Raw genomic sequence first — 22,764 nt, forward strand, 5'->3', positions numbered from 1 at the left:
ATAGGAAGGGTGGATCACACGTGATAAATTTAAAAGCTTCTATGAGAAAAACAGCAGGGCTAGGTACACTCGCGGTACTATTCGTATCGCTGCTTGCCGGCTGCTCCGGGTCTGCCGATCCTGCGGATTCCAATAATGGGGCTAAGGCCAGTACGGCTCCAGCGGCAACGGAAAGTGCAAGCAACGCAGAGCCTGCAACTGGAGGCACCTTCGTGTATGGCCGCCCGGCTTCCGTAACGTCATTTGATCTACATAACCAGATTACATCGAATAACGCATTTGCGATTGATAAAGTGTTTGAGTCGCTGGTTGCTTTTGACAGCAAGGGTGAAATTACGGATCAGTTGGCACAGTCGCATACGATCAGCGAAGATGGCTTAACATACACCTTCGTCCTGCGTGACGGCTTAAAGTTCTCGAATGGTACGCCGGTAACAGCCGCAGATGCGGTATTCTCTCTGGAGCGGCATCTAAAGGTTGGCGGTCCGCTGGCGATTTCGGCCAAGGTGGATACGGTGAAGGCACAGGATGAGAAGACGCTCGTAATCACGCTAAAAGAACCCTACACCCCGTTCATCTCGGAGCTGTCGAACTTCTCGAACGGCATCATTCCGAAGGACTTCGGCGGTGTGACCGAAGAGGAGTTCTTCAAGAAGCCGGTAGGCACCGGTCCATTCGTAATCGAGACATGGGACCCTGCAGGGGATGTGACCTTCACTAAGAATACCAACTACTGGAAGGAAGGCCAGCCTTATATCGACAAGCTTGTCTATAAGCTGATCCAGGACGACAGCCAGGCCATCAACCAGCTTAAAGCCGGAGCGGTGAATGCAGTTGAAGCCCTGTCGCTGCAGAATGCGGGTGAGATCAAGGACGGTTCAGACACTACAGTGGTAACGAACGGCAGTTGGGTGACAGAACAGCTCTTCTTCAACACACTGGATAAGCACTTCTCCGATGTGCATGTCCGCCGGGCACTGGCACTGGCGCTTGACCGTGACGGGCTGACCAAGGCCCTGACCTTCGGCTATGCGCAGACGGCGACTTCCCTGTTGCCGGCAACGATTCCTTACAATGCCAATGACAAGATCAAGGCGCTCACTTTCGATCCGGCGGCGGCCAAGGCAGAGCTGGCCAAATCGGCTTTCCCTGACGGATTCTCCACCAAGCTGCTGGTGGCTTCCGGCAACAGTACCCGGGCACAGGAAGCCCAGATTATCCAGGCCGCCGGCCAGGCGATCGGGATCAAGATTGAGATTGAATCGGTCGAGCTGGCTACCTTCCGCGAACGCTTCTTCGCTTATGATTTCGCCGCGATGCTGAACAGCGGTCAGGCGGATTCCCCGGAAGCGAACTCGATTCTGGCGTTCCAGACCGACCCGGAAGGCTTCAGCAAATCGTACTGGACGCATTACACGAATGAGAAGGTAACCAAGCTGCTATATGAAGGCCAGAAGACAGCTGACGGTGAAGGACGGGCTGCCATCTACACCGAGCTTTTACAGACGCTTGCCGATGAAGTTCCTTACATTCCGCTGTACTATCCGGATATCCTGATCGGCGCCCGTTCTTCTGTTGACGGACTTGTGGTTCTGCCTAACGGCAGCATCCGTCTGGAAGATGTCCGGCTAACTAAATGATGAAATCCAAGCTGACCCTGAGCGGTGCAGCTGGAAACAACGGTTCTTACAAGTGGCTGGCCTTAGCCCTTGTAAGAGCCTTACTTGTTATCCTCTGCGTAATGACGGCGGTCTTTTTCCTGATCCGAATGGTACCCGGCGACCCCGCCAAAATGATTCTCGGTGAATACAGCACACCAGAAGCACTTAAGAGTATGCACCACACACTGGGACTGGATCTCTCCCTGTGGGATCAGTTCACCCGGTTCGTGAAGCTGCTGTTCACTCAGGGAGATACCGGAAACTCCATTGTTGCCGGCACCTCGACCAGAGAGCTGATTGCAGAGCGTGCGCCGGTCACACTACTGCTGATTGTAATCGCCTCGGGTCTTGCGATAATTACAGCACTACTGCTGGCAACGGTTGCTGCCACCCACAAGGACAAGCTGCTAGACCATCTGATCCGCATTATTCCAGCGGTCACCCTCGGGATGCCGGTCTTCTGGGTTGGGATTCTGTTCATTCTGTTCTTCAGCGTTCGGCTTGGCTGGTTCCCGGTAGGTGGAATCGGCGAGGGCTGGTCGGGTACGCTCCATAGTCTGGTGCTTCCGGCGGTCACGATTGCTTTTTCACAGATTCCTACGCTGGTCCGCTCGCTGCGTGCACAAATGCTGGAAGTGCTGGAATCCGAATTCGTTGTCACTCTCCGTGCAGCTGGAATCCCGTCCAGAGTGATCCTGTTCAAGCATGTGCTGCGCAATTCGGCATTGCCGACCCTGATGCTGCTTGGAGTAAATGTGTCCTACCTGATCGGGGGAACGCTCGTTGTGGAGCAGGTCTTCGGGATCAAGGGCATTGGCAGCCTGCTGTTCACCTCCATCTCGAATAGAGATTTTCCGGTGATTCAAGGGATTGCGCTCTATTGTGCGCTGGCTGTTGTGATTATCAGTCTGCTGATCGAAATGATCTCCGGGTGGCTTGATCCCAGAACGAAGGGGAAATCATGAATACTACACAGATAGACACAGCCCTGCCGGAACTCGGGAAGCCCGCAAGCGGACTCCGAAGAGTGCTTAACACCCCGTCACTGCTGATCGGAATCATTATGTTCGTTATACTTATACTACTCGCCATATTCATCCCTTACTTAAGTCCGTACAACCCTACGGAGCAGAATCTGAGCGCCTTCCTGCAGCCGCCTTCCGCAGCCCACTGGCTCGGTACCGACCAGCTTGGCCGTGATTTGTTCACCAGACTGATCTATGCCGCCCGGACGGATCTGACGATCATGGTGCTGGCTGAGATTATTCCGTTCTGCACGGGCGTCATGCTGGGTATGATCTCGGGGTACTATGGCAAATGGACCGATAGAATCATATCGCTGATCACGGACACTTTTATTGCCTTCCCTTTCTATCTGATCGTCATTATCGTGGCCTTCGCCAGCGGGGCAGGGGAGCGCGGAATCTATATCACCTTCATTCTCGTAGGCTGGATTGTATTCGCCCGTGTGGTCAGAGGACTTAGCGCGTCCTTCCGGAAGCAGGAATGGATTGCCTCAGCGCAGACACTCGGTCTGCCCGGATACCGAATCCTTCTGCGCCATCTTCTGCCGAATGTATTGCCGCAAGCCGTTGTCGTGCTGATGACAGATATGATCGGACTCCTGGTAGCCATCGTTACGCTGGGTTACCTGGGGATAGGGATTGCCCCGCCTACGCCGGATTGGGGAACGATGATCGCTGACGGACAGCCCTTCATTACCACAGCCTGGTGGTTGTCGGCGGTTCCCGGCTTCGCAGTCGTGTATACGGGAATTGCGTTGTCTCTTCTGGGAGACGGACTGGCTGATGTCTGGAGGAGAAAAGGATGACAACACAACCTGTACTTGAACTCGAAGAACTGACACTAGCTGCCCCGTCCACAGAAATTCTGGTTAACAGCGTTAGCTTCTCCCTTGAGCGCGGCGAAAGCCTCGGACTAGTGGGCGAATCCGGCTCGGGCAAATCGTTGACGCTGCGGGCCATTCTCGGCCTGCTTCCGCGCGGTGTAGAGCAGACCGGCGGAACGGTCCGCAGTAAGGTGAGCAGTGCCATGGTGTTCCAGGACCCCAGAGGGGCACTGGACCCGCTCTGCCCGGTAGTGAAGCAGCTGACCGAGGTTGTCTATTACAGACAGAGAACCAGTCTGAAGGCTGCACGGCGCATTGCCCTGGAACTCCTTGAGCGGCTGGGTCTTCCAGCTTCGCTGAAGACAAAAGACCGCTACCCGGGGCAGCTTTCCGGCGGCCAGTGCCAGCGAGTCGTCATTGCTTTGGCGCTGGCCTGCAAGCCGGGCATTCTGCTCTGTGATGAGCCGACCACCGCGCTGGATGTAACGGTTCAGCGCCAGATTATAGATACGATTACGAATTTGCAGCAAGAGTTGGGCTTCGCTATGGTCTTTGTGACCCACAACCTGGCGATTGCCGCCAATCTCTGCTCCAGACTGGTTGTAATGAAGCAGGGCCGGATCATTGAGCAAGGCGAGACGCATAGCCTGCTGCGGCATCCGGCTGAGGCTTATACACAGATGTTAATGGATTCGGTGCTCCCTCTGCCGGAGCTGGAAGGAGGCGGGGTCTCATGGAAGTAGCACTACAGGTGCAGGATGTAAGCGTTCGTTACGGCGGGTTCACAGCTCTGGATCAGATCCGGCTGGAGCTTGAGCGGCATACCACGCTGGGGCTTGTCGGTGAGTCCGGCTCGGGGAAGTCTACGCTGGCCCGGGTCATCGCCGGACTGATCACCCCGGATGCAGGACAGCTTCTGCTGGGCGCGGAGCCGTTAGGCCGGAAGCGGAGCAAGGCGCAGCATAAGCAGATCCAGATGATCTTCCAGAACCCGGATTCATCGCTGAATCCACGGCATACCGTCCGGCAGATTCTGGCGGAAGCCTTGCTGTTCCACCGGATTGTAGAGCGTTCGCAGGTCGAGCGCAGAAGTAAGGAGCTGCTTAGCCGGGTGCAGCTGGATGCCAGATCTCTGGACAGATATCCGCATGAATTCTCCGGCGGCCAGCGCCAGCGGATTGCCATTGCCCGCGCACTTAGCGTGGAGCCGGGCTTGCTGATCGCCGATGAGCCTACAAGCGCACTGGATGTCTCGGTGCAGCGCAGCGTGCTGGAGCTATTCCATACGCTGCAAGCCGAGCTTAATCTGACGATGCTGTTCATCTCCCATGATCTGGGAGTCATTCATGCCGTCAGTGATACTGTCGCTGTCATGCGTCAGGGGCAACTGGTCGAGGTGAATTCGAAGGATGAGTTCTTCGTCCGGCCCGAGCATGAATACAGCCGTGAGCTATTGTCTGCGGTGCCCAAGATGCCGCAATATTGAACATTCAACACATCAGGAGGATTATATGAACCGCCAAACTACAGGATTCGTACCATTGACGTTATCTGAGCTGGACACATTAACACAGCAGTTGTCCCGGCTATTGGGGACACAGCATCCTCCGGTAATCATTCCGGGGGAGGCGATTCTAGGCATTGAGGCGGTAGCAGCAGGAATTGCAGCGCCTGGACGTACGATTCTGAACGTAGTAACCGGACCTTACGGAAGCTTGTTCGGAGAATGGCTTACGCGCGGCGGGGCCACCGTTAAGGAAGTGAAGGTTCCGTTCGATCAGGTGGTTACAGTAGAGGAGGTCGCCGCAGCAATTGAGCTGCATCAGCCGGTTGCGATTTCTTTGGTGCAGGCAGAGGTGGTTACAGGCGGCTCGAACCCTGCGCAGGAGATCTTCGAATTGGCCCGCAGTCATGACCTGATTACGATAACGGATTCCGTGTCGGCTGTCGGGGGAGAGGCGCTGTCTGTGGATGAGTGGACCGTGGATTTCGCAGTAATGGGTGCGCAAAAAGCGCTCGCCGGTCCTAACGGAATCAGCGCGGTCAGTATTTCTCCCCGCGGCTGGGCCTTCCTGGAGTCGAATGACCAGGCTCCGCGCAATTCAATTCTGTCCTTGCTGGATCTGCAGCCGTCCCCGGATGGAGCAGCACCGCTCCGCGTCCCGCCGAACATCCCGGTCCTGGAAGCCAGAGCACTGATTGAAGCCCTGGAGGCTGTTGCCGAGGAGGGGCTGTCACAAGTGATCCAACGGCATGAACGCGCAGCGGCCTCTGCTGTCGCCGGGATCGCGGAGCTTGGACTTATCCCTTGGCAGAAGGACAGCAGACATTATTCTACGTTGACTACCACTGTTCGAATTAACGAGCAACCGCTTCTGCTGATCAAGCAGCCTGTCGGTATCGTAGCTCCCGGAGACGGGGAGCTATTCGGTCAATTGCTGCGTATTAACCATTTCGGAAATAATGCCAGCCGCGAGAGTGTGGAGGCAGCTGTGCAGACGCTGGCCAGACTGCTGAAGCGGGAGGCTGAACCGGCCTTGCAGGCCGTCCGCCAGGTCTGGGAGGAAGCCGAATGATCCTTAAGCAGCCGCAATTTCAGGCATACACGGGAATCCATATTGCAGGTATCGAGGGGAAACGCTTCGACATCGAGATTACGAACGGACGGTTCACCGTAGTGGCTGAAGCGGGTTCGCAGCCTGAACAGGCGGAAGGCTCCCGGAAGCAGCAGCTATGGATCAGTCCGGGCATTCTGGATTTGCACACCCATCTGGCCTGGACTGACTTCGACCATGAGGATCAGCTCCGCCGGGACCCCCGCGAGATTGAGGTGATGCAGGCGGAGGCCTTCGCTGCTACCTTGCGGACGGGGGTAACTACAGCCCGCGACGCTGGCGGTATTCTGCCGGCCACAATCCGGCATCTCGTGAAGTATTACCAGCAGCCGCTGCGGGTTGAGACCAGCAGTGAAATGCTGGGAGTTGCCGATGCCAAGGGGATCAAGCATTTGGAGAACCGCCTGACGGAGATCTACGCAACCGGGGCAGGCTGGGTCAAAATCATGGCAACCGGCGGTCTCGGCGCACCGACTGAGAAGGTTACGGAGCCGAACTTCTCCGGTGAGGAATTCGCCTTCATCGTCCGTCATGCCCATGCGAACGGCAAGAAGGTATTGGTGCATACCTGGGGCGGGGTGACGATTGACTGGTCGATTGAGGCAGGTGTGGAATCCATTGAACACGGGATGTTCATGACCTGGGATCAGGCCGGGAGACTGGCCGAATCCGGCGTGGCTTACGTGCCGACCACTTCCATTTACCGGATCGCGGCCGATCCGAAGGGAGTGCTGGCGCTGCCGCCAGTCATCTGTGATCGCGCAGCCCGGGCGGCCGATGCGCACGCCATCGCGCTCGGATATGCCAGAGATGCAGGGGTGCGGCTGGGCTTCGGCACCGATTACGCCACCCCTGCGCTGCATGGCTACAACCTGCAGGAATTCGACACCCTGCTGGACTATGGCCTGAGCCGTGCAGAAGTGTGGCGGTCGGCTACAGAAGACGCGGCTGGTATTCTCGGAAGCGGCCATGAGCTGGGCCGGATTGCGGAAGGCTATATTGCCGATGCGGTCATCTACGCCGCCGATCCCTATCAGGCCAAGAATGCGGATCAACTGCGCACAAGTATTGTTACGGTCATTACCGGCGCGCAGGAAGAGGATTTGCTGTAACAGATACGTCAAAAGGCTGTTCCTTCTGATGAAGGACAGCCTTTTTGCGGTCTGATGGCCCGCTGGCATGCGCGATGTAATCGAAAAACCGATTACATTAAGGCGCTACGCTGGTATGTGAGCGAATGTAAGCGAAAAACCGATCACAATCGGAACGGACACGCCGTAGTGGCCCAATGTAAGCGAAAAACCGATCACATTCGTAACGTACACGCCGTGGTGAGCCAATATAGTCGAAAAACCAATCACATTGTGCAGCATCTAGGCATGCACCTCGAAACTAACTTCATTCCCCCATTAGGGTCGATATTGTTCCAATCGCTCTAATCAAAGCTCCGTATATTGCTTAACCACTTGATCCAGGTAGGATTCAAGCGCAGGCGTCTTTTGATTACCAAAAGTATTCAGAAGCGTTACCAGCTTGACCAGAATGTTCAGCACTTTGTTATCTCCTGTACCCTCCATCAAGGCGTGGTCGTAGGCCCGGCGCAGCTCAGGGTCGATTTCATTAGTATCGTAATCGTAAGCAGGTGTATTGTCCGAGCCGAGCAGCACTAGGGGAACCGTATAGGACATTTCATTGCGGATCGCCGCCGTCCTGTTCGACTTCGGGTAATCCTGAACGTAATCACTCATGATGGCCGCTCTGCCGATCAGCTCATCCCAAGTGATCACAACAGCGGCATCAAAGGTGGACGGCTTGTTGCTCTCAGTGGCCATGATATCAATATACGCGGCAATATCCTTGCTGATATAGGGCTTGAATACCTTGAAGCCTTCATAATGCATGACCGGATAATACATGCCTTCGCTGCTCTCCAGCTTGTAGCCTTTATCCCAGATTTCTTCCATCAGCTTGCGGACCGCAGGTGCTTTTACCCGCTTCAGGATCTCCGTATAGGTCATGTCGTTGTTAATTTCGGCATCCATTAGCGCCTTTTGCACAGAATCTGTGTATAGCTTCTCAGAGAACCGCTCAAGGCCCGTCTTCTGGGCATTCTCCAATTGAAGGGTCATTACCGTGCCGTACCACGAGCCAACTTTGGAGATATGGTTCATCAGATATTTGCGTGCCTGCGCCAGGCTTTCGGGATTGCTGACGTATTTACGGAACTGGTTGTAGACCGCCTGGGTATCCGATGCGGATGCAGCTGCTGCCGGCTGTGCACCTGTAAATACTGTGCCGCCTGCCAGAGTCAGAGCTGTACCGAGCAGCACCGCTCTTGCTGTTTTTGTTAAGGATTCTGGTAATGTTCTCATTATGTACCTCCCACGGGATAAGATGCGTGCTAAGATGCGCTATCCTATTTATTTGTACAAATTTAGGGTAAGTGAATCGCACGGCCCCTTCTGAAATAACGCTTGACTTGGAACGCATTTCATAACCTATAGTTCAGTGGAAGACTATACAAAGGGGAGAAGAGGACATGAATCAGAGCAGCAGAAAGATTATTTTCATCGATATTGACGGAACGCTTCTCATGGAGAATGGAATGGTCCCGGAATCGGCAGTGCAGGCATGCCAGCAGGCTCGGAAGAATGGGCATTTGCTGTACCTGTGCACCGGACGCTCTAAGGCGGAAATCTATGATTATATCTGGGAGATCGGGTTCGACGGGTTGATTGGAGCGGCCGGCGGATATGTGGAGAGCCGTGGCGAAATGCTTTATCATAAAAAAGTGACCCCGGAGGATGCGAAACATTTGATCGATTATTTTAACGCGAACGGGGTCGATTTCATTCTGGAATCCAATACGGCGCTTCACGGCAGCCGCCATTTACAGCCCCACCTGGAACGCAGAATCTATGGCGACTTGCTGAATGATCCCGAAGCCCAGGAGAGAAGACGGCAATCGCCCCATCCTTATATCGCAACACTCACTTACGGGGACGAGGAGTTATATCTGGATGATGTCAACAAGGTATGCTTCTTGGAGAGCAGCCTGCCCTTTAATCAGATTCAGGAGGAGTTACAGGACCGGTTCACGGCGATTCAGTGCTCCATCCCGATCTTTGGCGAGAACAGCGGGGAGCTGATGATGCCAGGTGTTCATAAAGCTGCGGCTATTGCCGATGTCCTGCAGCATTTGAGTATCCCGCTTGAGAACAGTATGGCGATTGGTGACGGGCTTAACGATCTGGAGATGCTGGAATATGTCCAGGTGGGAATTGCCATGGGCAATGCCCGCGAGCCGCTCAAAGCCATTGCTGATGATATCACCGACTCGATCGAAGATGATGGCCTGTATAACGCCTTCCTGAAGCACGGACTGATCTGACTAACGGGTTGATCTCCAGGAAGAGCTGTGTTAAAATGCACTTAATTAAGCGACGGGAGTTGAAGAGTATCGTGCGGACATTTCTTGCGTAATGTAACCAATAAACAAGCGTTATTTGTGGCGCGCAATTTATGGTTGATATGCAGGAAGGGTCTGCCTCTTTTCACTCTGGTCCAAATATCCTTGTTCAAGTCTGCCTGGAGGTAAGTACCCGGGAAACAGATTTGCTGTGTTTATTTGAGCTGCGGGAGGAGAACCTTCTTGCAGCTTTTATTTTTGTGAATACAGGAGGATATGTGTATGTCTTTAATTAATGTGAGCAATTTAACCTTTGCCTATCAGGGCACTTACGATAATATTTTTGAGAATGTGAGCTTTCAGCTGGATACGGATTGGAGGCTGGGCTTCACTGGACGCAACGGACGCGGCAAAACAACCTTTCTGAACCTGCTGCTCGGCAAATATGAATACAGCGGAACGATCTCCGCTAAGGTGGGCTTCGAGTATTTCCCTTATGCGGTTGCTGACCCCACGGCTCTTACCGTGGACGTCATGCAGGAGATTGACCCGGAGCTTGCGAACTGGAAGTTCATGCGGGAACTGTCTCTGCTGAAGGTGAGTGAGGATGCGCTGTACCGGCCGTTTGAATCGCTGTCGAACGGAGAACAGACGAAGGTGCTGCTGGCCGCTCTGTTTGCGCGCGAGAACCAGTTCCTGCTCATTGATGAGCCGACGAACCATCTGGATGTGAAGGGCCGCAAGCTAGTCAGCGATTACCTCCGCACCAAAAGCGGGTATATTCTGGTGTCACATGACCGGGCTTTTCTGGATAACTGCGTGGACCATATTCTGTCGATCAACAAGACCAATATTGAGATCCAGAAGGGCAACTTCAGCAGCTGGTGGGAGAACAAGTCCAGACAGGACCAGTTCGAGCTGGCACAGGATGAGAAGCTGCGGAAGGACATCAAGCGTCTGTCCGATTCGGCGAAACGGACCAGCGGCTGGTCGCATGAAGTCGAGAAAACCAAGAATGGCACACTGAACTCCGGATCAAAAGTGGATAAAGGCTATATCGGCCACAAGGCCGCCAAGATGATGAAGCGCTCCAAGTCCATTCAGCAGCGCCAGGAATCCGCCATCGCCGAGAAGTCGAAGCTGCTGCGCAATCTGGAGAACGCGGAGAGCCTGAAGATTGCACAGCTGCCTTATCATAAGCAGCAATTGGTGGAGCTGGAGGATCTGTCGATCCGCTACGGGGATACAACAGTATGCACCGGTGTTAGCTTCACTCTGGAACAAGGTGACCGCATCTCCCTCTCCGGCAGCAACGGCTCAGGCAAATCAAGCATTCTGAAGTTAATCTGCGGACAGGACATTGGCTATACCGGCCGCTTCGCAAGAGACAGCCAGCTGGCGATCTCTTATGTGTCCCAGGACACCTCGCACCTCCAGGGCAGCCTGAACGATTATGCCAGAGATCGGGGAATCGACGAGAGCCTGTTCAAGGCCATCCTGCGGAAGCTTGATTTCTCACGGCTGCAATTCGAGAAGGATATGTCCACGTACAGCGGCGGGCAGAAGAAAAAGGTGCTGATCGCCGCCAGCCTCAGCGAGCAGGTGCATCTGCACATCTGGGATGAGCCGCTGAATTTCATCGATGTCATCTCGCGGATGCAGATCGAGGAGCTGCTGCTGGAATATGCTCCAACCATCCTGTTTGTAGAGCACGACCAGGAGTTCTGTACGAATATTGCAACGAAGCAGGTTCTGCTTGACTAAGCAGGTAGGGCAAATCCGGCGGGAGTGTTAATGAGACTGTAATATACACTATTCTCAGGAAAGCAGGGAACAAGCGAATGGAATATACAAAAATGGGCAATACCGGCCTTGAGGTCTCCAGACTGTGCCTGGGCTGTATGAGCTTTGGCGATGCCAAGCGCTGGGTGCACCCTTGGGTGCTGGACGAAGAGCAGAGCCGGACGATGATCCGTACCGCACTGGACTTGGGCATTAATTTCTTCGATACGGCCAATGTCTATTCTGACGGCACGAGTGAAGAAATGCTCGGACGGGCTCTGAAGGACATGACTACCAGGGATGAGGTGGTGGTTGCCACCAAAGTATTCTTCCCTATGCGAACTGGACCGAACGGCGGGGGATTGTCCCGCAAGGCGATTATGAGCGAGATCGACCACAGCCTGAAGCGGCTGGGCACCGATTACGTTGATCTGTACCAGATTCACCGCTGGGATTATACAACCCCGATAGAAGAAACGATGGAAGCCCTGCATGATGTGGTGAAGGCGGGAAAAGCCCGCTACATTGGCGCTTCTGCCATGTATGCCTGGCAGTTCCAGAAGGCGCTGCATGTGGCTGATATGAACGGCTGGACCCGGTTCGTCTCCATGCAGAATCATCTGAATCTCATCTATCGTGAAGAGGAACGTGAGATGCTGCCGCTCTGTAAGGAAGAGGGCATCGCGGTCATCCCCTACAGCCCGCTGGCTTCCGGCCGGCTAACCCGGGACTGGGCGGAATCTACGCTCCGCTCGGAAACGGATCAGGTACAGAGATCCAAATACGATGCTTCAGCCGATAAAGACCGCCTAATTGTTGAGCAGGTGGCTGCCATTGCGGCGGAGCGCGGAGTTCCGCGCATCCATGTTGCATTAGCCTGGCTGCTGCAGAAACAGCCGGTCACTGCGCCGATTATCGGGGCGACGAAGCTGTCGCATATTACCGATGCGGCGGGAGCGTTATCCCTTCAGCTGACAGCTGAAGAGATTGTCCGGCTGGAAGAGCATTACGTCCCGCATGCCATTGTTGGAGCGCTTTGAAATTTTCTATTCAGCAGACAACGGAATCAGCTTCATCCATTAAGCGCATGCCGGTATCATCCGGTATGCGCTTTTTGCTGCACTGCCACTTCTGCCCTACCCGCCGTACCCCTCTCAAGTGCGCCTCTGCTGGTAAGCGCTTCACAAGATCAAATCAGAACGATAGATATCCAACCGCTGTTATATAGGCGGGGCGGGCAGTTCCTTTTATGATAGAAGTATCAAGGGGGGAGACGATTGTACAACAAATTCTACAAATACCGGTGGCAATATCTGATGATCTTGCCCGGGGTAGTCTTGCTGTTTCTGTTCAGCTATATCCCCATGGCCGGCATTCAAGTGGCCTTCAAGGATTTTCAGATTGGCACCTCGATCTGGGACAGCACATGGGCAGGCTTGGATAACTTCACATTCCTGGAAGACCCGCAGTTCCTGACCGTGGTCCAGAATACGCTGTACATTTCGGTGCTGAAGTTCATCTGCGGCTTCCCGGCCCCGATTCTGCTGGCGCTCCTGATCAATGAAGTTACCCGGCCGGCGTTCAAGCGTTTCGTCCAATCGGTCAGCTATCTGCCGCATTTTTTCTCCTGGATCGTTGTTGCTTATATTCTGCAATCTTTCCTCACGCTGGACGGGGGGCTGGTCAATCAGTTCATCGGGCAGGCGGGAGGGGAGCCGGTGTTCTTCCTGGGTTCGACGGAGTGGTTCCGTCCAATGGTTGTCTTCAGCGGCTTATGGAAAGAAACCGGCTGGAACACCATTCTCTATCTGGCCGCCATTACAACCATTGATCCCCAGCTGTATGAATCGGCGAAGGTGGAAGGTGCAGGCAAGCTGGCACAGATCCGCCATATCACCCTTCCCGGAATCATGCCGACTATCTCCATTGTGCTGATTCTCAGTATTCCAAGCTTAATTACAGTCGGAATGGATCAGATTTATCCGCTCATGAACTCTGCCAATCATAGCGTTGCCGATGTGCTGGATACTTATATTCTCCGCAACGGCTTGCAGCAGGGCTACTTCGGGATGGCGACGGCAGTAGGATTATTGTCTTCGTTCATCAGCCTGGTCCTGGTCGTCTCAACCAATCAGCTGTCCAGAAAACTAAACGGGGAAGGACTGTGGTGAAGGCACATGAAAGCAAGCCGAGGTGAAAAAATAGCAGAATACATCATTATTGTACTGCTATCCCTGTTATGCGTATCGGTGCTGTATCCGTTCCTCTACATGCTGGCAATTTCGCTGAATGACGGTGCGGATGCGGCCAAAGGCGGGGTCTATCTCTGGCCGCGCAGCTTCACACTGATTAATTACGAGATTGTGCTCGGCAACGAGACCATCAGGCATTCCTATCTCATTACAGTGGGCAGAACGGTAATTGGCACTATTGGCGGGCTGCTGGTCACCCTGCTGGTGGCCTTCGGCCTCTCCTACCGGGGATTGCCGCTGCGCAGCACGATTCTCAGCTACATCCTGCTGACTATGCTGTTCAGCGGCGGACTCGTCCCCTTTTACATCCAGCTGAATAATCTTGGCCTGATTAATACGTTCTGGGTGTATATTCTGCCGGGACTGTTCTCCGTCTGGAACATGTTCGTCATGCTGAAGTTCATTCAGGGCATCCCGGAAGCGCTCGTCGAGTCTGCGGAGCTGGATGGGGCAGGACCGGTCCGTATTCTATGGCAAATTATCGTCCCGTTATCGAAACCTATGCTCGCTGCGCTGGGCCTGTTCACCGCAGTGGGCCACTGGAATGACTGGTTCGCCGGAGCCTTCTTCGTCACGAAGCAGAATTTGATTCCTGTGCAGACCTTCCTGCAGCAGCTGCTGTCGGCACAGGATCTGTCGGCCGTGCTGGGCTCCAACAACAATCAGGAGGCGCTGGCCCGCAGCTCGCAGCTACAGAATATTACGCTGATGTCGATCAAAATGTCTGTCGTGATGGTCAGCGCACTTCCGATTCTCTGTGTGTATCCGTTCCTGCAGAAATATTTCGTCAAAGGCGTTCTGCTGGGGTCAGTGAAGGGCTGAGCTCTAAGTTTAATGGCCTAATGGCCGCAGAAGCATTATGCAGTACAATAATATAATAGGGGGAGTATTCTAGTGACAATCAAACAAGCCCGGCTTACAGCTCTGGCCATGACGGCGCTGCTGACTATCGTCAGCGGATGTTCCGGCTCCAATCCCGGCGGAGGGAATACGAAGGCAAGCAACAGCGGTACAGGAAACAAGACTGCAGCTACTGAAGCGGCAAGCGGTTCTACCAGCTTCAACCTCTGGCTTGGCTGGACGGCGACCATCAATAATGACAGTCTGGTACAGAAATATTGGCGGGAAGAGGAGCCGGGGGTGGATGTCAAGCTGGAGGCTACACAGGGCGATGCGATGACAGCGCTTAACCTGAAGATCAATACCGGCGGGTTCGAGGATGCGGCGATCTTCAGCCGGAACGAGACGGTGAAAAGCGCCATGCGGCGCTCCAAGCAGGTGCTGCCGGTGGAGCAATATTTCGACATGCCGGATAAATATCCGGGGCTTGCGGCGATCCCGAAGCCGTATCTGGAGCTCATGAAGGACGAGGACGGCCATATCTGGTCGATTCCGACCTGGTTTGACCAGAACCCGGAAGAGCCTTGGCCGGGCTGGGCATCGCAGGGCTGGTTCGTCAGAACGGATGTGCTGGAGAAGACAGGCATGACTACAGCCGATCTGTCCACAATGGATGGGGTTGAGACCTTTCTGAAGAAGGCCGCAGAGCAGAAAGACGCCTCCGGCAAAACACTGCTTCCCATGTCCTTCCTTATGGACACTAATGATTCGCTCGGGTGGAGTGACGAGAATGCGGTTCTGACTGCGTTTGGAGTCAGTACCGGCGGCAATGGCATTCAGAAGCAGGGGAATCAATTTCTCTTCGCTTATGATAATCCCAATTATAAGGCCGCTTATCAATGGATGAATAGGCTGTACCGGGAGAAGCTGATTGATCCGGAGGTAGTAACTAATAAGGGAGAGCAGTATATTGAAAAGAACAAATCCGGCCGGGTCGCGCTGAATGTAGGCAGCTTCTGGAACATCAACGCTACAGCCTGGGAGACACTGGATGGCCCTACGGAGCCGGGCTGGTTCTATGAAGTCATTCCTTTTCCGAAGGTTGCGGGGGTTGAGAAGCTGGGCATTAACCAGGTCACGAACCCGAATCCGGGGTATGATGTCTATATCAGCCAGAAGACCAAGAATCTTGAGGCCATTCTGAAATTCCTGGATTACAGCCTGCAGCCGAAGCCGGAACAGCAGCAGGTGATGAGCGAGGGACCGGCAGGCAAGTACTGGGACTGGGTGGGCCAGCCGCTGGGCAAGTGGAAATTTACAGATGAAACGTACAAGACCGCCCGCAATTCCGGCGATGCCGCCCAGAAATCCAAAGTTACACCGGAGCTCTACATGACCTCTTCCTACAGTAATCAGTGGTATCCGTGGTGGAACACAGAAGACGGCGGTAAGGCAGGCGCAGCCAAGACGATTCAGTTCACCGAAGCCATCGGGAAGATGGGGACCATCCGCGTAGCAGAGCCTTATGATCTGATCGAGGTTAAGCAGGGCGGGGTATGGGAGAAATACTCCCTGGAGCTGGAGAATATCCGCAAGGAATACCGGGCTAAGCTGCTGATGGCGGGGGATGATGCCAAGTTCGAAGCGGAGTGGAACGGGTTCCGGGAAGCGCTGGAGAAACGCGGACATTGGAGTGAAGTCAAGGCCGAGTGGCTTGGCAGATATGAGGAAGAAATGAATGCAGGCAGCCAAAAATAAAATACGCCGGAGCGCCCTTCGCCTGAGAGGGGGGCTCCCTTTATAGTTCTTGGGAGGGCCATATGATCAAGCAGAGCATCGAGAAAGCGATTATTCGTATGACCCGGTCCATGAACCTGAGAGGCAAAATTGTCCTGTTCTACGGCCTGATTGTATTCCTGCCGACGGTGCTGCTTGCTGCGGGGGCAGGCTACCTGATGCTGCAGACCGTCCGGGCTAATTATATTCTGACCATCAGGGAAGCTGTCCGCCAGAGTGCGCAGAGCATTGAGTTCCGCAAGCAGAGCTATGACCTTCTGGCCACGCGGACAGCGACAGATGGTGAATTGATCTCAAGATTAACGCGGGATTATACGGATATCACAGAACAGCTTGGCACCGTCAATTACGTGGATAGATCCTTCCTGTTTACAAGCAAATACCTTCCGGGTATTGAGAATTTCCGCATCTACCATACCAATGATACGCTGGTGCAGGACGGCGGCCTGTTGTGGAAGCCTGAAGGGCGGATGCTGTCCGGACAGCGTGAGCAAGACTGGTATGCGCAGCGGCTATCTTCGCAGGATAATCTGGTATGGACCAATGCCAAGGATGACAGGAACAAGCTTGTCGTATCCCACAAAATCCTTGACAGCAACGGGGAGATACACGGGCTGGTCTATCTGCTGCTGGATTATAAAAGCGTGTTCGCGGAATCCTTCGACCATCCCTTTGACGGCGCCGGGGAAATGTATATCGTTGACGGCAGTGAGCGGATTATCGCCTCTTCAGAACCGTCCGAGATCGCTACTTCGTTATCCTCCTCCTCGTTAAGTGAATACTGGGGCAGCGCTGACGGAACCACCCGGACTAATAACGGAACGGTACTGATTACACAGGAGATCAAATCCGGCTGGCGGGTTGGCGCACTCGTGCATCTGGACCGCCTGGAGGAGCAGTCCAGACGGATTCTGTATTATATCGCAGCGGGAATTGCGTTCTTCCTGCTGCTGTCGGTCTTCCTGATCATGATTGTCCTGAAGAATATCATCTGGCGTATACACAAGCTGGGGAACCGGATGGCGGATATCTCGGAAGGATACTTCGAAGTAAAGGTGAAGAACCGTGACAAGGATGAGCTGGGTGAGCTGGAGGTGCTGTTTAACTCTATGTCAGGGCGGCTCGGGAAGCTGGTTGAAGAGCATACGGAAGCGCTGCTTAAGGAGCGTGAGCAATCCTTCCGGGCGCTGCAGGCACAGATTAATCCGCATTTCATCTATAATTCGCTCAGCCTGATCCGCTGGCGGGCGCTGGATCTGCAGGATGAGCTGCAAGTCCGCACGATAGATGCGCTGACGACTTTTTACCGGCTGGCACTGGGCAATCAGGTTAATGTTACCCGGCTGCGCGATGAGCTGGAGCATGTGAAGGCGTATATTGATATCCAGCAGCTCCGCTATCCAGGTCAGGTGTCGGTGGAGTGGGAGGTGGACCCGGAAATTCTTAATCTCTATACCATCAAGCTGATCCTGCAGCCGATTGTAGAGAACTGTTATCTGCATGGCGTCATTACGGCCAGGGAGCATGCTTTTATTCAGATTACGGCTGAACGCAGAGGGGATGAGGTGCGCCTTCAGGTTTTTGACAACGGGCAAGGGATCGGACAGGATAAGCTTGAAAAGATACGCGCTGGTACCTGCAGCGGCACGAGGAACGGGTTCGGCATGAACAATATCAGGGAACGTCTGGCGCTGTATTTCGGTCCCTCAGGCCGCCTTGAAATCGACAGCGCAGAAGACGAATGGACGGCGGTAACTATCCATATTCCGGTCTGCATAGAACGTCCCGAGCTGAAGAGGAAGGAGGGGTAACATGCGTGCATTGATTGTTGACGATGAGCCTATGCAAATTCAAGGCCTGCTCAAGCATATCCGCTGGGAGGCGCTTGGCTACAGGAAGCCGCTTACGGCCCATTCCGGGATGGAAGCGCTTAAGGTATTGCAGGAGAATAAAGTGGATGTGCTCATTACCGATGTGGCGATGCCCGGGATGACCGGAATTGAGCTGCTCGCCAGAATTCAGGCTGATTATCCGCAGCAGCAGTCTATGCAGGCGATAATCATTAGCGGCTTCGATGAATTTGAATTCGTGCAGGAGGCGATCCAGCTTGGGGCTAAGGCCTATGTGCTGAAGCCGGTCAAGACGGAGGAGCTGGAACAGAAGCTGGAGGCCCTCCGCGCAGCAGCTGAGAAGAAAAAACGGCTGGAGCAGGAAACAGCCCTGCTCAGAGAGAAGGTTACAGAGAGCCGGGAAGTGTTATTGGAGCGATTCATTAATGATCTGACCGGAGGCTGGATTCACAGTGATGAACTGCTGGATTCATGGCGGCGTCTGCTTGATCTTCCGGCAGGAGAGTGGCAGGCTACGCTGTTCCTGTTCGATTGTGACAGTCTTCACCTGCATCATAGCCATGATGCCAAGGAGCAGATTCTACTGGGTGAAGGACTGCAAAATGCGGTGAAGCTTGGGCTGGACGGCTTCTCCGGCGCTTATATCGGGAAAGCGGGAGCAGGTGAGACTGCTGTGCTGGTTCTGGAAGCGATTCCAGAGATACGGGCCAGGCTGGAGAAGCAGCTAAGCTTCATTCAGGAAGTGCTTCAGGAACAATATGGTGCTTCCGTTACGGTCGGAGTCAGCAGAGTGGCGTCCAGTTGGACCGAAATTCCGCTCCTGTACAAAGAGGTGCGGCATATGATTGCCGATGCGCGGTTGGCCGGATATGGGCAGATTGTCTATTGTGACCGGCATCTGATGAATGAATACCAAGACTTCCGGCTGCGTGAGGAGTATATTCCAGAGATCGTAAGGCTGCTGGAGCTTGGGGAAAATAGCAAGGCGTCGGCTTATACAAGCCATGCTTTTGAGATGATGCTGGCCGGAGAGCCGATCTCCTTCTCTTATGTGCAGGCATTTGGAATGGGACTGCTCAGCGAGCTGGCACGCAAGCATAAGCGGGAGCAGGACACGGATACCGAAACGAACATTCTGATGTGGCAGCGTCTAATTGACTGCACCGGAGTGGAGGAGGTGCGGAAGTCCGTTCTGGAATATCTCGCGCATTATACACGGCATAAGCAGAAGGAGCAGACTGCGCAGCAGCATCATCTGATCCAGCAGGTACGGCAGCATCTGGCCGCACATTTGCAGGAGAATCTGACGGTGAAGCAGCTGGCCGGGCTGTATCATCTCAATTCAAGTTATTTAAGCGTGCTGTTCAAAAAAGAAACAGGCCAGACAATCTCCGAATATGTCCAGGAAACACGCATGAATAAGGCCAGAGAGCTGCTCCGTGATCCTGGCATCAAGGTGTATGAAGTGGCGGAGCAGGTAGGGTTTCAGACGGCGGCCTATTTCACCTTTCTTTTCAAGAAGACCACGGGTACCACCCCGCAAGAGTATAGAGATTACCATTACTAGGAGTGATAATAGTGCTGTCAAAGATCAGCCTTGAAGGCGAATGGAAGATGCAGCTGGGAGAGGGACTGGTATTACCTTTTACCGATGCAATCAGGCTGCCGGGTACTACGTCCCACGCCCGTAAAGGGCAGAAGAATAACGGGATTCTCGCAGGTGCACTAACCGATGAATATCTGTTCGAAGGACCGGTCTGGTATTCCAGAGAGGTTGTGATTCCGGAAGAGCTGGCGGATAAGCACTGCTGCTTATATCTGGAACGTACAAGGCTTACCACCCTCTGGGTGGACGGCGATGAGATCGGCAGCCGTGACAGCTTGAACACTGCGCATGTATATGAGCTGCCGCAGCTGCAATCCGGGAGTCATACGCTTACTATCCGGGTGGACAACACCGGCTATCCGACCAAAGGCGGGCATATGACCTCGCCGGATACCCAGACCAACTGGAACGGGATTACCGGCCGGATAGAGCTGCAGTTCTATGGAGAAGCCCGGATTAGCGGCATCAGGCTGGAGTCTGATTTGCCTGCACGTTCGGTGCGGATCTCGGCAACGCTGGAGAGCATGCAAGGTGTTACACTCGCGGTATCTGCCAGTAGCTTCAATAGCGAGACAACGCATTCCGCAGAGGAACAGGAATATGTCATCGCACCGGGTTCGTTCACTATAGACTATGCACTGGGTCAGGGTGCGCTGCTGTGGAGTGAATTTGCTCCTAATTTGTATACTGTGACCCTTGTTCTCATGGGCAGTGACGGGATTCCTGTGGACCGGCAGGAGCTGATCTTTGGGCTCAAGTCCTTCCGGGCTGAGGGGGACAAGTTCACCATTAATGGGGAAAAAACTTTTCTGCGCGGCAAGCATGACGGCCTGATCTTCCCGCTCACCGGCTATGCTCCGACCGATGTGGAGGAATGGGTACGAATCCTTGGGATCTCCAAGTCTTACGGGATCAATCATTACCGCTTCCACACCTGCTGCCCGCCGGAGGCCGCGTTCACCGCTGCGGATCTGCTCGGAATCTATATGCAGCCGGAGCTGCCGTTCTGGGGAACGATCACAGTAGCGACGGACGAAGGGCATAACCAGGCGGAGCAGGATTATCTAATCAGCGAAGGATATGCCATCTTGCGGGAGTTCGGCAATCATCCTTCCTTCGTGATGATGTCGCTGGGTAATGAGCTATGGGGCAGCAAGGAGCGGATTGATTCCTTCCTTGCAGATTATAAAGCGTTCGATGACCGACCGCTCTACACTCAAGGCTCCAATAACCATCAATGGGTGCCGGAGGTGCTGGAGCATGATGACTTCTTCAGCGGTGTACGCTTCACACGCGACCGGCTGTTCAGAGGCTCCTATGCCATGTGCGATGCTCCGCTGGGACATGTCCAGACCTCGCTTCCAGGTACAATGAAGGATTACGACGACCAGATTGTTCCGCCGGGCTTCGGGAACAGTGAAGGAATGTCCGCCGATGCAGGCGGCGAGATCCTGATCCAGTATGGCACCGAAGCCAAGGCCGTACAATCCGGCAGTGAGTCCGGGGAGTGGATTCCGCAGGTTCCGGTAATTTCGCATGAGATTGGCCAGTATGCTACGTTTCCGGATTTCGCGGAAATCGGGAAGTACACAGGCCCGCTGAAGGCCGGGAACTTCGCCATTTTCCGCGAACGGCTGGAGAGTAAGGGGCTTGGCCATCTGGCCGATGCCTATTTCCGAAGCTCCGGCCAGCTCGCTGTTGCTTGCTACAAAGAAGAGCTTGAGGCTGCCTTCCGTTCCCGCCGGCTAGCGGGGTTCCAGCTGCTGGATCTCCAGGACTTCAGCGGCCAGGGTACAGCACTCGTAGGTGTTCTGGATGCCTTCATGGATTCCAAAGGGCTGATCAGCCCGGAAGAGTGGCGGACCTTCTGTAATGATGCCGTGCTGCTGGCAAGATTTCCTAAGTATAACTACGCCGCCGGGGAGACCTTCGAGGCCCATGTGGAGCTGAGCTGCTTCCGCAGCGGCATGCCGGAGGCCATCGAGCTTCACTGGGAGCTCGCGGTTGAAGGGGGAGTTCGGACAACAGGCTCAGCCGGAGCCTTTATTCCTGCCGGAACCCACCACATTGACATTTGTGATCTGGCGGTTGAGCTTCCGGCAGTTGACCGGATGAGCCGTGCGGAGCTTACGCTCCGGGTCGAAGGAACTGATATTCGTAAGAGCTACGACTTGTGGATATATCCTGAGCAGAGGGATAACCCGCTGGAAGCTGAAGGCTTCCATGTGTTCACAGAGCTGTCTGAGCAGGCAGTCTCCCTGCTGGAGCAAGGCGGCAACGTGCTGCTGATGCCTAAGCCGCAGTCGGTTCAGAACGGAATCGAAGGCTATTATTGCACGGATTTCTGGTGCTACCCGATGTTCCGCTCGATCTCGGAGAGCATGAACCGGCCGGTTCCAATTGGTACGATGGGCCTGCTGATTGATAACAGACATCCGGTGCTGCGCGATTTCCCGAGTGAAGCGCATTCCACCTACCCATGGTGGACAATCGTTCAGAATTCCAAATCGCTTATTATGGATGAGGCAGACCGCAGCTGGAATCCCATCGTACAGACCATTGATAATTTCGAGCGTAATCACAAGCTAAGTTTCCTCACAGAGTGCCGCGTAGGTAACGGTAACCTGCTGCTGTGTGCACTGGATGCCGCTAAGGTAAGCGGAACTCCTGAAGGCAGACAATTCTTGACCAGCATAGCCGGTTATATGAATTCTGCTGATTTTAAGCCGCAGTACCAGGCAACGATTGAAGAGCTTCGGGCATTAATTTGTTAAAATGATCTAATAGAGCTGTCCCCAAGCCGTAAAGCGGCAATTGGGGCAGCTCTTTATTTTAGATATTTCGCCAGATTTCATATGCTTCGCGCTATAAATTGCAGGCCGGAACGATAGTAATTGCATTTTGTACAATGGAATGCTGTAAAAAAGGCTGCAAAATAGAATCTATTGTATTCGGTACAATAGAATATTGAAAAAAAGCCCTTTTTCGCCCAAAACCCAACATTCTAATGTATGAAATACAATAGAATCTCATTTTAAGGTCAGCTATGCGTTTTCTATTGCAGAAAATACAATTAGCTACTTGAATTTAAGAGGAAAAGTCG

Annotated in this window: 17 protein-coding genes; 16 read left to right on the forward strand and 1 reads right to left on the reverse strand. The window is 54.0% G+C overall.

The features are described 5' to 3' along the window. The first annotated feature begins 20 nt into the window (after positions 1 to 20). Genes NSS83_RS02245 through NSS83_RS02275 form a run of 7 tightly spaced genes read left to right on the forward strand, consistent with a single transcriptional unit; the run spans position 21 to position 7,237 of the window. Positions 21 to 1,640: an ABC transporter substrate-binding protein gene (locus NSS83_RS02245; protein WP_341347585.1), complete on the forward strand. Its 1,620-nt coding sequence runs from the start codon at positions 21 to 23 to the stop codon at positions 1,638 to 1,640. Beyond that, positions 1,637 to 2,626, forward strand: coding sequence for an ABC transporter permease (locus tag NSS83_RS02250; protein ID WP_341185954.1), 990 nt, complete (start codon positions 1,637 to 1,639; stop codon positions 2,624 to 2,626). Before NSS83_RS02245 ends, NSS83_RS02250 begins: the two co-directional genes overlap by 4 nt. Continuing rightward, positions 2,623 to 3,492 (forward strand): ABC transporter permease, encoded by an 870-nt coding sequence (locus NSS83_RS02255; protein ID WP_341185953.1) that lies wholly within the window; start codon positions 2,623 to 2,625, stop codon positions 3,490 to 3,492. The genes NSS83_RS02250 and NSS83_RS02255 overlap by 4 nt, the downstream gene beginning before the upstream one ends. After that, positions 3,489 to 4,253: an ABC transporter ATP-binding protein gene (locus NSS83_RS02260; protein ID WP_341185952.1), complete on the forward strand. Its 765-nt coding sequence runs from the start codon at positions 3,489 to 3,491 to the stop codon at positions 4,251 to 4,253. The genes NSS83_RS02255 and NSS83_RS02260 overlap by 4 nt, the downstream gene beginning before the upstream one ends. After that, a complete protein-coding gene (locus tag NSS83_RS02265) occupies positions 4,244 to 4,996 on the forward strand; it encodes an ATP-binding cassette domain-containing protein (protein WP_341347586.1) in 753 nt (250 codons plus the stop codon). The genes NSS83_RS02260 and NSS83_RS02265 overlap by 10 nt, the downstream gene beginning before the upstream one ends. Positions 4,997 to 5,021: 25 nt before the next feature. Continuing rightward, positions 5,022 to 6,086, forward strand: coding sequence for an aminotransferase class V-fold PLP-dependent enzyme (locus tag NSS83_RS02270; RefSeq protein ID WP_341185950.1), 1,065 nt, complete (start codon positions 5,022 to 5,024; stop codon positions 6,084 to 6,086). Then, positions 6,083 to 7,237 carry an amidohydrolase family protein gene (locus NSS83_RS02275; RefSeq protein WP_341347587.1) on the forward strand — a complete coding sequence of 385 codons (1,155 nt, stop codon included), beginning with the start codon at positions 6,083 to 6,085 and terminating at the stop codon, positions 7,235 to 7,237. The genes NSS83_RS02270 and NSS83_RS02275 overlap by 4 nt, the downstream gene beginning before the upstream one ends. A gap of 327 nt (positions 7,238 to 7,564) precedes the next feature. On the opposite strand, the gene NSS83_RS02280 is transcribed toward NSS83_RS02275, so the two are convergent. Beyond that, positions 7,565 to 8,497, reverse strand: a complete 933-nt coding sequence (locus NSS83_RS02280) for a hypothetical protein (protein ID WP_341347588.1) — start codon at positions 8,495 to 8,497, stop codon at positions 7,565 to 7,567. Between the two features lie 167 nt (positions 8,498 to 8,664). On the opposite strand from NSS83_RS02280, the gene NSS83_RS02285 reads away from it, so the two are divergent. The 9 genes from NSS83_RS02285 (at position 8,665) to NSS83_RS02325 (ending at position 22,435) form a co-directional block, all read left to right on the forward strand. Next, complete coding sequence (locus NSS83_RS02285; protein ID WP_341347589.1) at positions 8,665 to 9,516, forward strand: HAD family hydrolase; 852 nt, start codon at positions 8,665 to 8,667, stop codon at positions 9,514 to 9,516. A gap of 300 nt (positions 9,517 to 9,816) precedes the next feature. After that, positions 9,817 to 11,298: an Lsa family ABC-F type ribosomal protection protein gene (locus NSS83_RS02290; protein ID WP_341347590.1), complete on the forward strand. Its 1,482-nt coding sequence runs from the start codon at positions 9,817 to 9,819 to the stop codon at positions 11,296 to 11,298. 77 nt (positions 11,299 to 11,375) lie between these two features. Continuing rightward, positions 11,376 to 12,356 carry an aldo/keto reductase gene (locus NSS83_RS02295; RefSeq protein ID WP_341185945.1) on the forward strand — a complete coding sequence of 327 codons (981 nt, stop codon included), beginning with the start codon at positions 11,376 to 11,378 and terminating at the stop codon, positions 12,354 to 12,356. Between the two features lie 237 nt (positions 12,357 to 12,593). Continuing rightward, positions 12,594 to 13,487 carry an ABC transporter permease subunit gene (locus NSS83_RS02300; protein WP_341185944.1) on the forward strand — a complete coding sequence of 298 codons (894 nt, stop codon included), beginning with the start codon at positions 12,594 to 12,596 and terminating at the stop codon, positions 13,485 to 13,487. Positions 13,488 to 13,493: 6 nt separating this feature from the next. Continuing rightward, positions 13,494 to 14,390, forward strand: a complete 897-nt coding sequence (locus NSS83_RS02305; protein WP_341185943.1) for a carbohydrate ABC transporter permease — start codon at positions 13,494 to 13,496, stop codon at positions 14,388 to 14,390. 72 nt (positions 14,391 to 14,462) lie between these two features. Continuing rightward, positions 14,463 to 16,166, forward strand: a complete 1,704-nt coding sequence (locus NSS83_RS02310) for a hypothetical protein (RefSeq protein ID WP_341347591.1) — start codon at positions 14,463 to 14,465, stop codon at positions 16,164 to 16,166. Positions 16,167 to 16,228: 62 nt separating this feature from the next. After that, a complete protein-coding gene (locus tag NSS83_RS02315; RefSeq protein ID WP_341347592.1) occupies positions 16,229 to 18,016 on the forward strand; it encodes a sensor histidine kinase in 1,788 nt (595 codons plus the stop codon). Between the two features lies 1 nt (position 18,017). Beyond that, complete coding sequence (locus tag NSS83_RS02320) at positions 18,018 to 19,622, forward strand: response regulator (RefSeq protein WP_341347593.1); 1,605 nt, start codon at positions 18,018 to 18,020, stop codon at positions 19,620 to 19,622. Between the two features lie 11 nt (positions 19,623 to 19,633). Then, on the forward strand, positions 19,634 to 22,435 hold the full coding sequence (locus NSS83_RS02325) for a glycoside hydrolase family 2 TIM barrel-domain containing protein (RefSeq protein ID WP_341347594.1): 2,802 nt from the start codon (positions 19,634 to 19,636) through the stop codon (positions 22,433 to 22,435). Positions 22,436 to 22,764: the final 329 nt, after the last annotated feature.

This window comes from Paenibacillus sp. FSL H3-0469, from assembly GCF_038051945.1.
Taxonomy (GTDB): Bacteria; Bacillota; Bacilli; order Paenibacillales; family Paenibacillaceae; genus Paenibacillus_AQ.

What these genes read in the sequence shown, in the direction of transcription:
- NSS83_RS02260 (WP_341185952.1), top strand. Translation starts at nt 3,489, where the DNA reads ATGACAACACAACCTGTACTTGAACTCGAAGAACTGACACTAGCTGCC.
- NSS83_RS02250 (WP_341185954.1), top strand. Translation starts at nt 1,637, where the DNA reads ATGATGAAATCCAAGCTGACCCTGAGCGGTGCAGCTGGAAACAACGGT.
- NSS83_RS02270 (WP_341185950.1), top strand. Translation starts at nt 5,022, where the DNA reads ATGAACCGCCAAACTACAGGATTCGTACCATTGACGTTATCTGAGCTG.
- NSS83_RS02255 (WP_341185953.1), top strand. Translation starts at nt 2,623, where the DNA reads ATGAATACTACACAGATAGACACAGCCCTGCCGGAACTCGGGAAGCCC.
- NSS83_RS02320 (WP_341347593.1), top strand. Translation starts at nt 18,018, where the DNA reads ATGCGTGCATTGATTGTTGACGATGAGCCTATGCAAATTCAAGGCCTG.
- NSS83_RS02280 (WP_341347588.1), bottom strand. Translation starts at nt 8,497, where the DNA reads ATGAGAACATTACCAGAATCCTTAACAAAAACAGCAAGAGCGGTGCTG.
- NSS83_RS02265 (WP_341347586.1), top strand. Translation starts at nt 4,244, where the DNA reads ATGGAAGTAGCACTACAGGTGCAGGATGTAAGCGTTCGTTACGGCGGG.
- NSS83_RS02295 (WP_341185945.1), top strand. Translation starts at nt 11,376, where the DNA reads ATGGAATATACAAAAATGGGCAATACCGGCCTTGAGGTCTCCAGACTG.
- NSS83_RS02275 (WP_341347587.1), top strand. Translation starts at nt 6,083, where the DNA reads ATGATCCTTAAGCAGCCGCAATTTCAGGCATACACGGGAATCCATATT.
- NSS83_RS02290 (WP_341347590.1), top strand. Translation starts at nt 9,817, where the DNA reads ATGTCTTTAATTAATGTGAGCAATTTAACCTTTGCCTATCAGGGCACT.
- NSS83_RS02285 (WP_341347589.1), top strand. Translation starts at nt 8,665, where the DNA reads ATGAATCAGAGCAGCAGAAAGATTATTTTCATCGATATTGACGGAACG.
- NSS83_RS02315 (WP_341347592.1), top strand. Translation starts at nt 16,229, where the DNA reads ATGATCAAGCAGAGCATCGAGAAAGCGATTATTCGTATGACCCGGTCC.
- NSS83_RS02305 (WP_341185943.1), top strand. Translation starts at nt 13,494, where the DNA reads ATGAAAGCAAGCCGAGGTGAAAAAATAGCAGAATACATCATTATTGTA.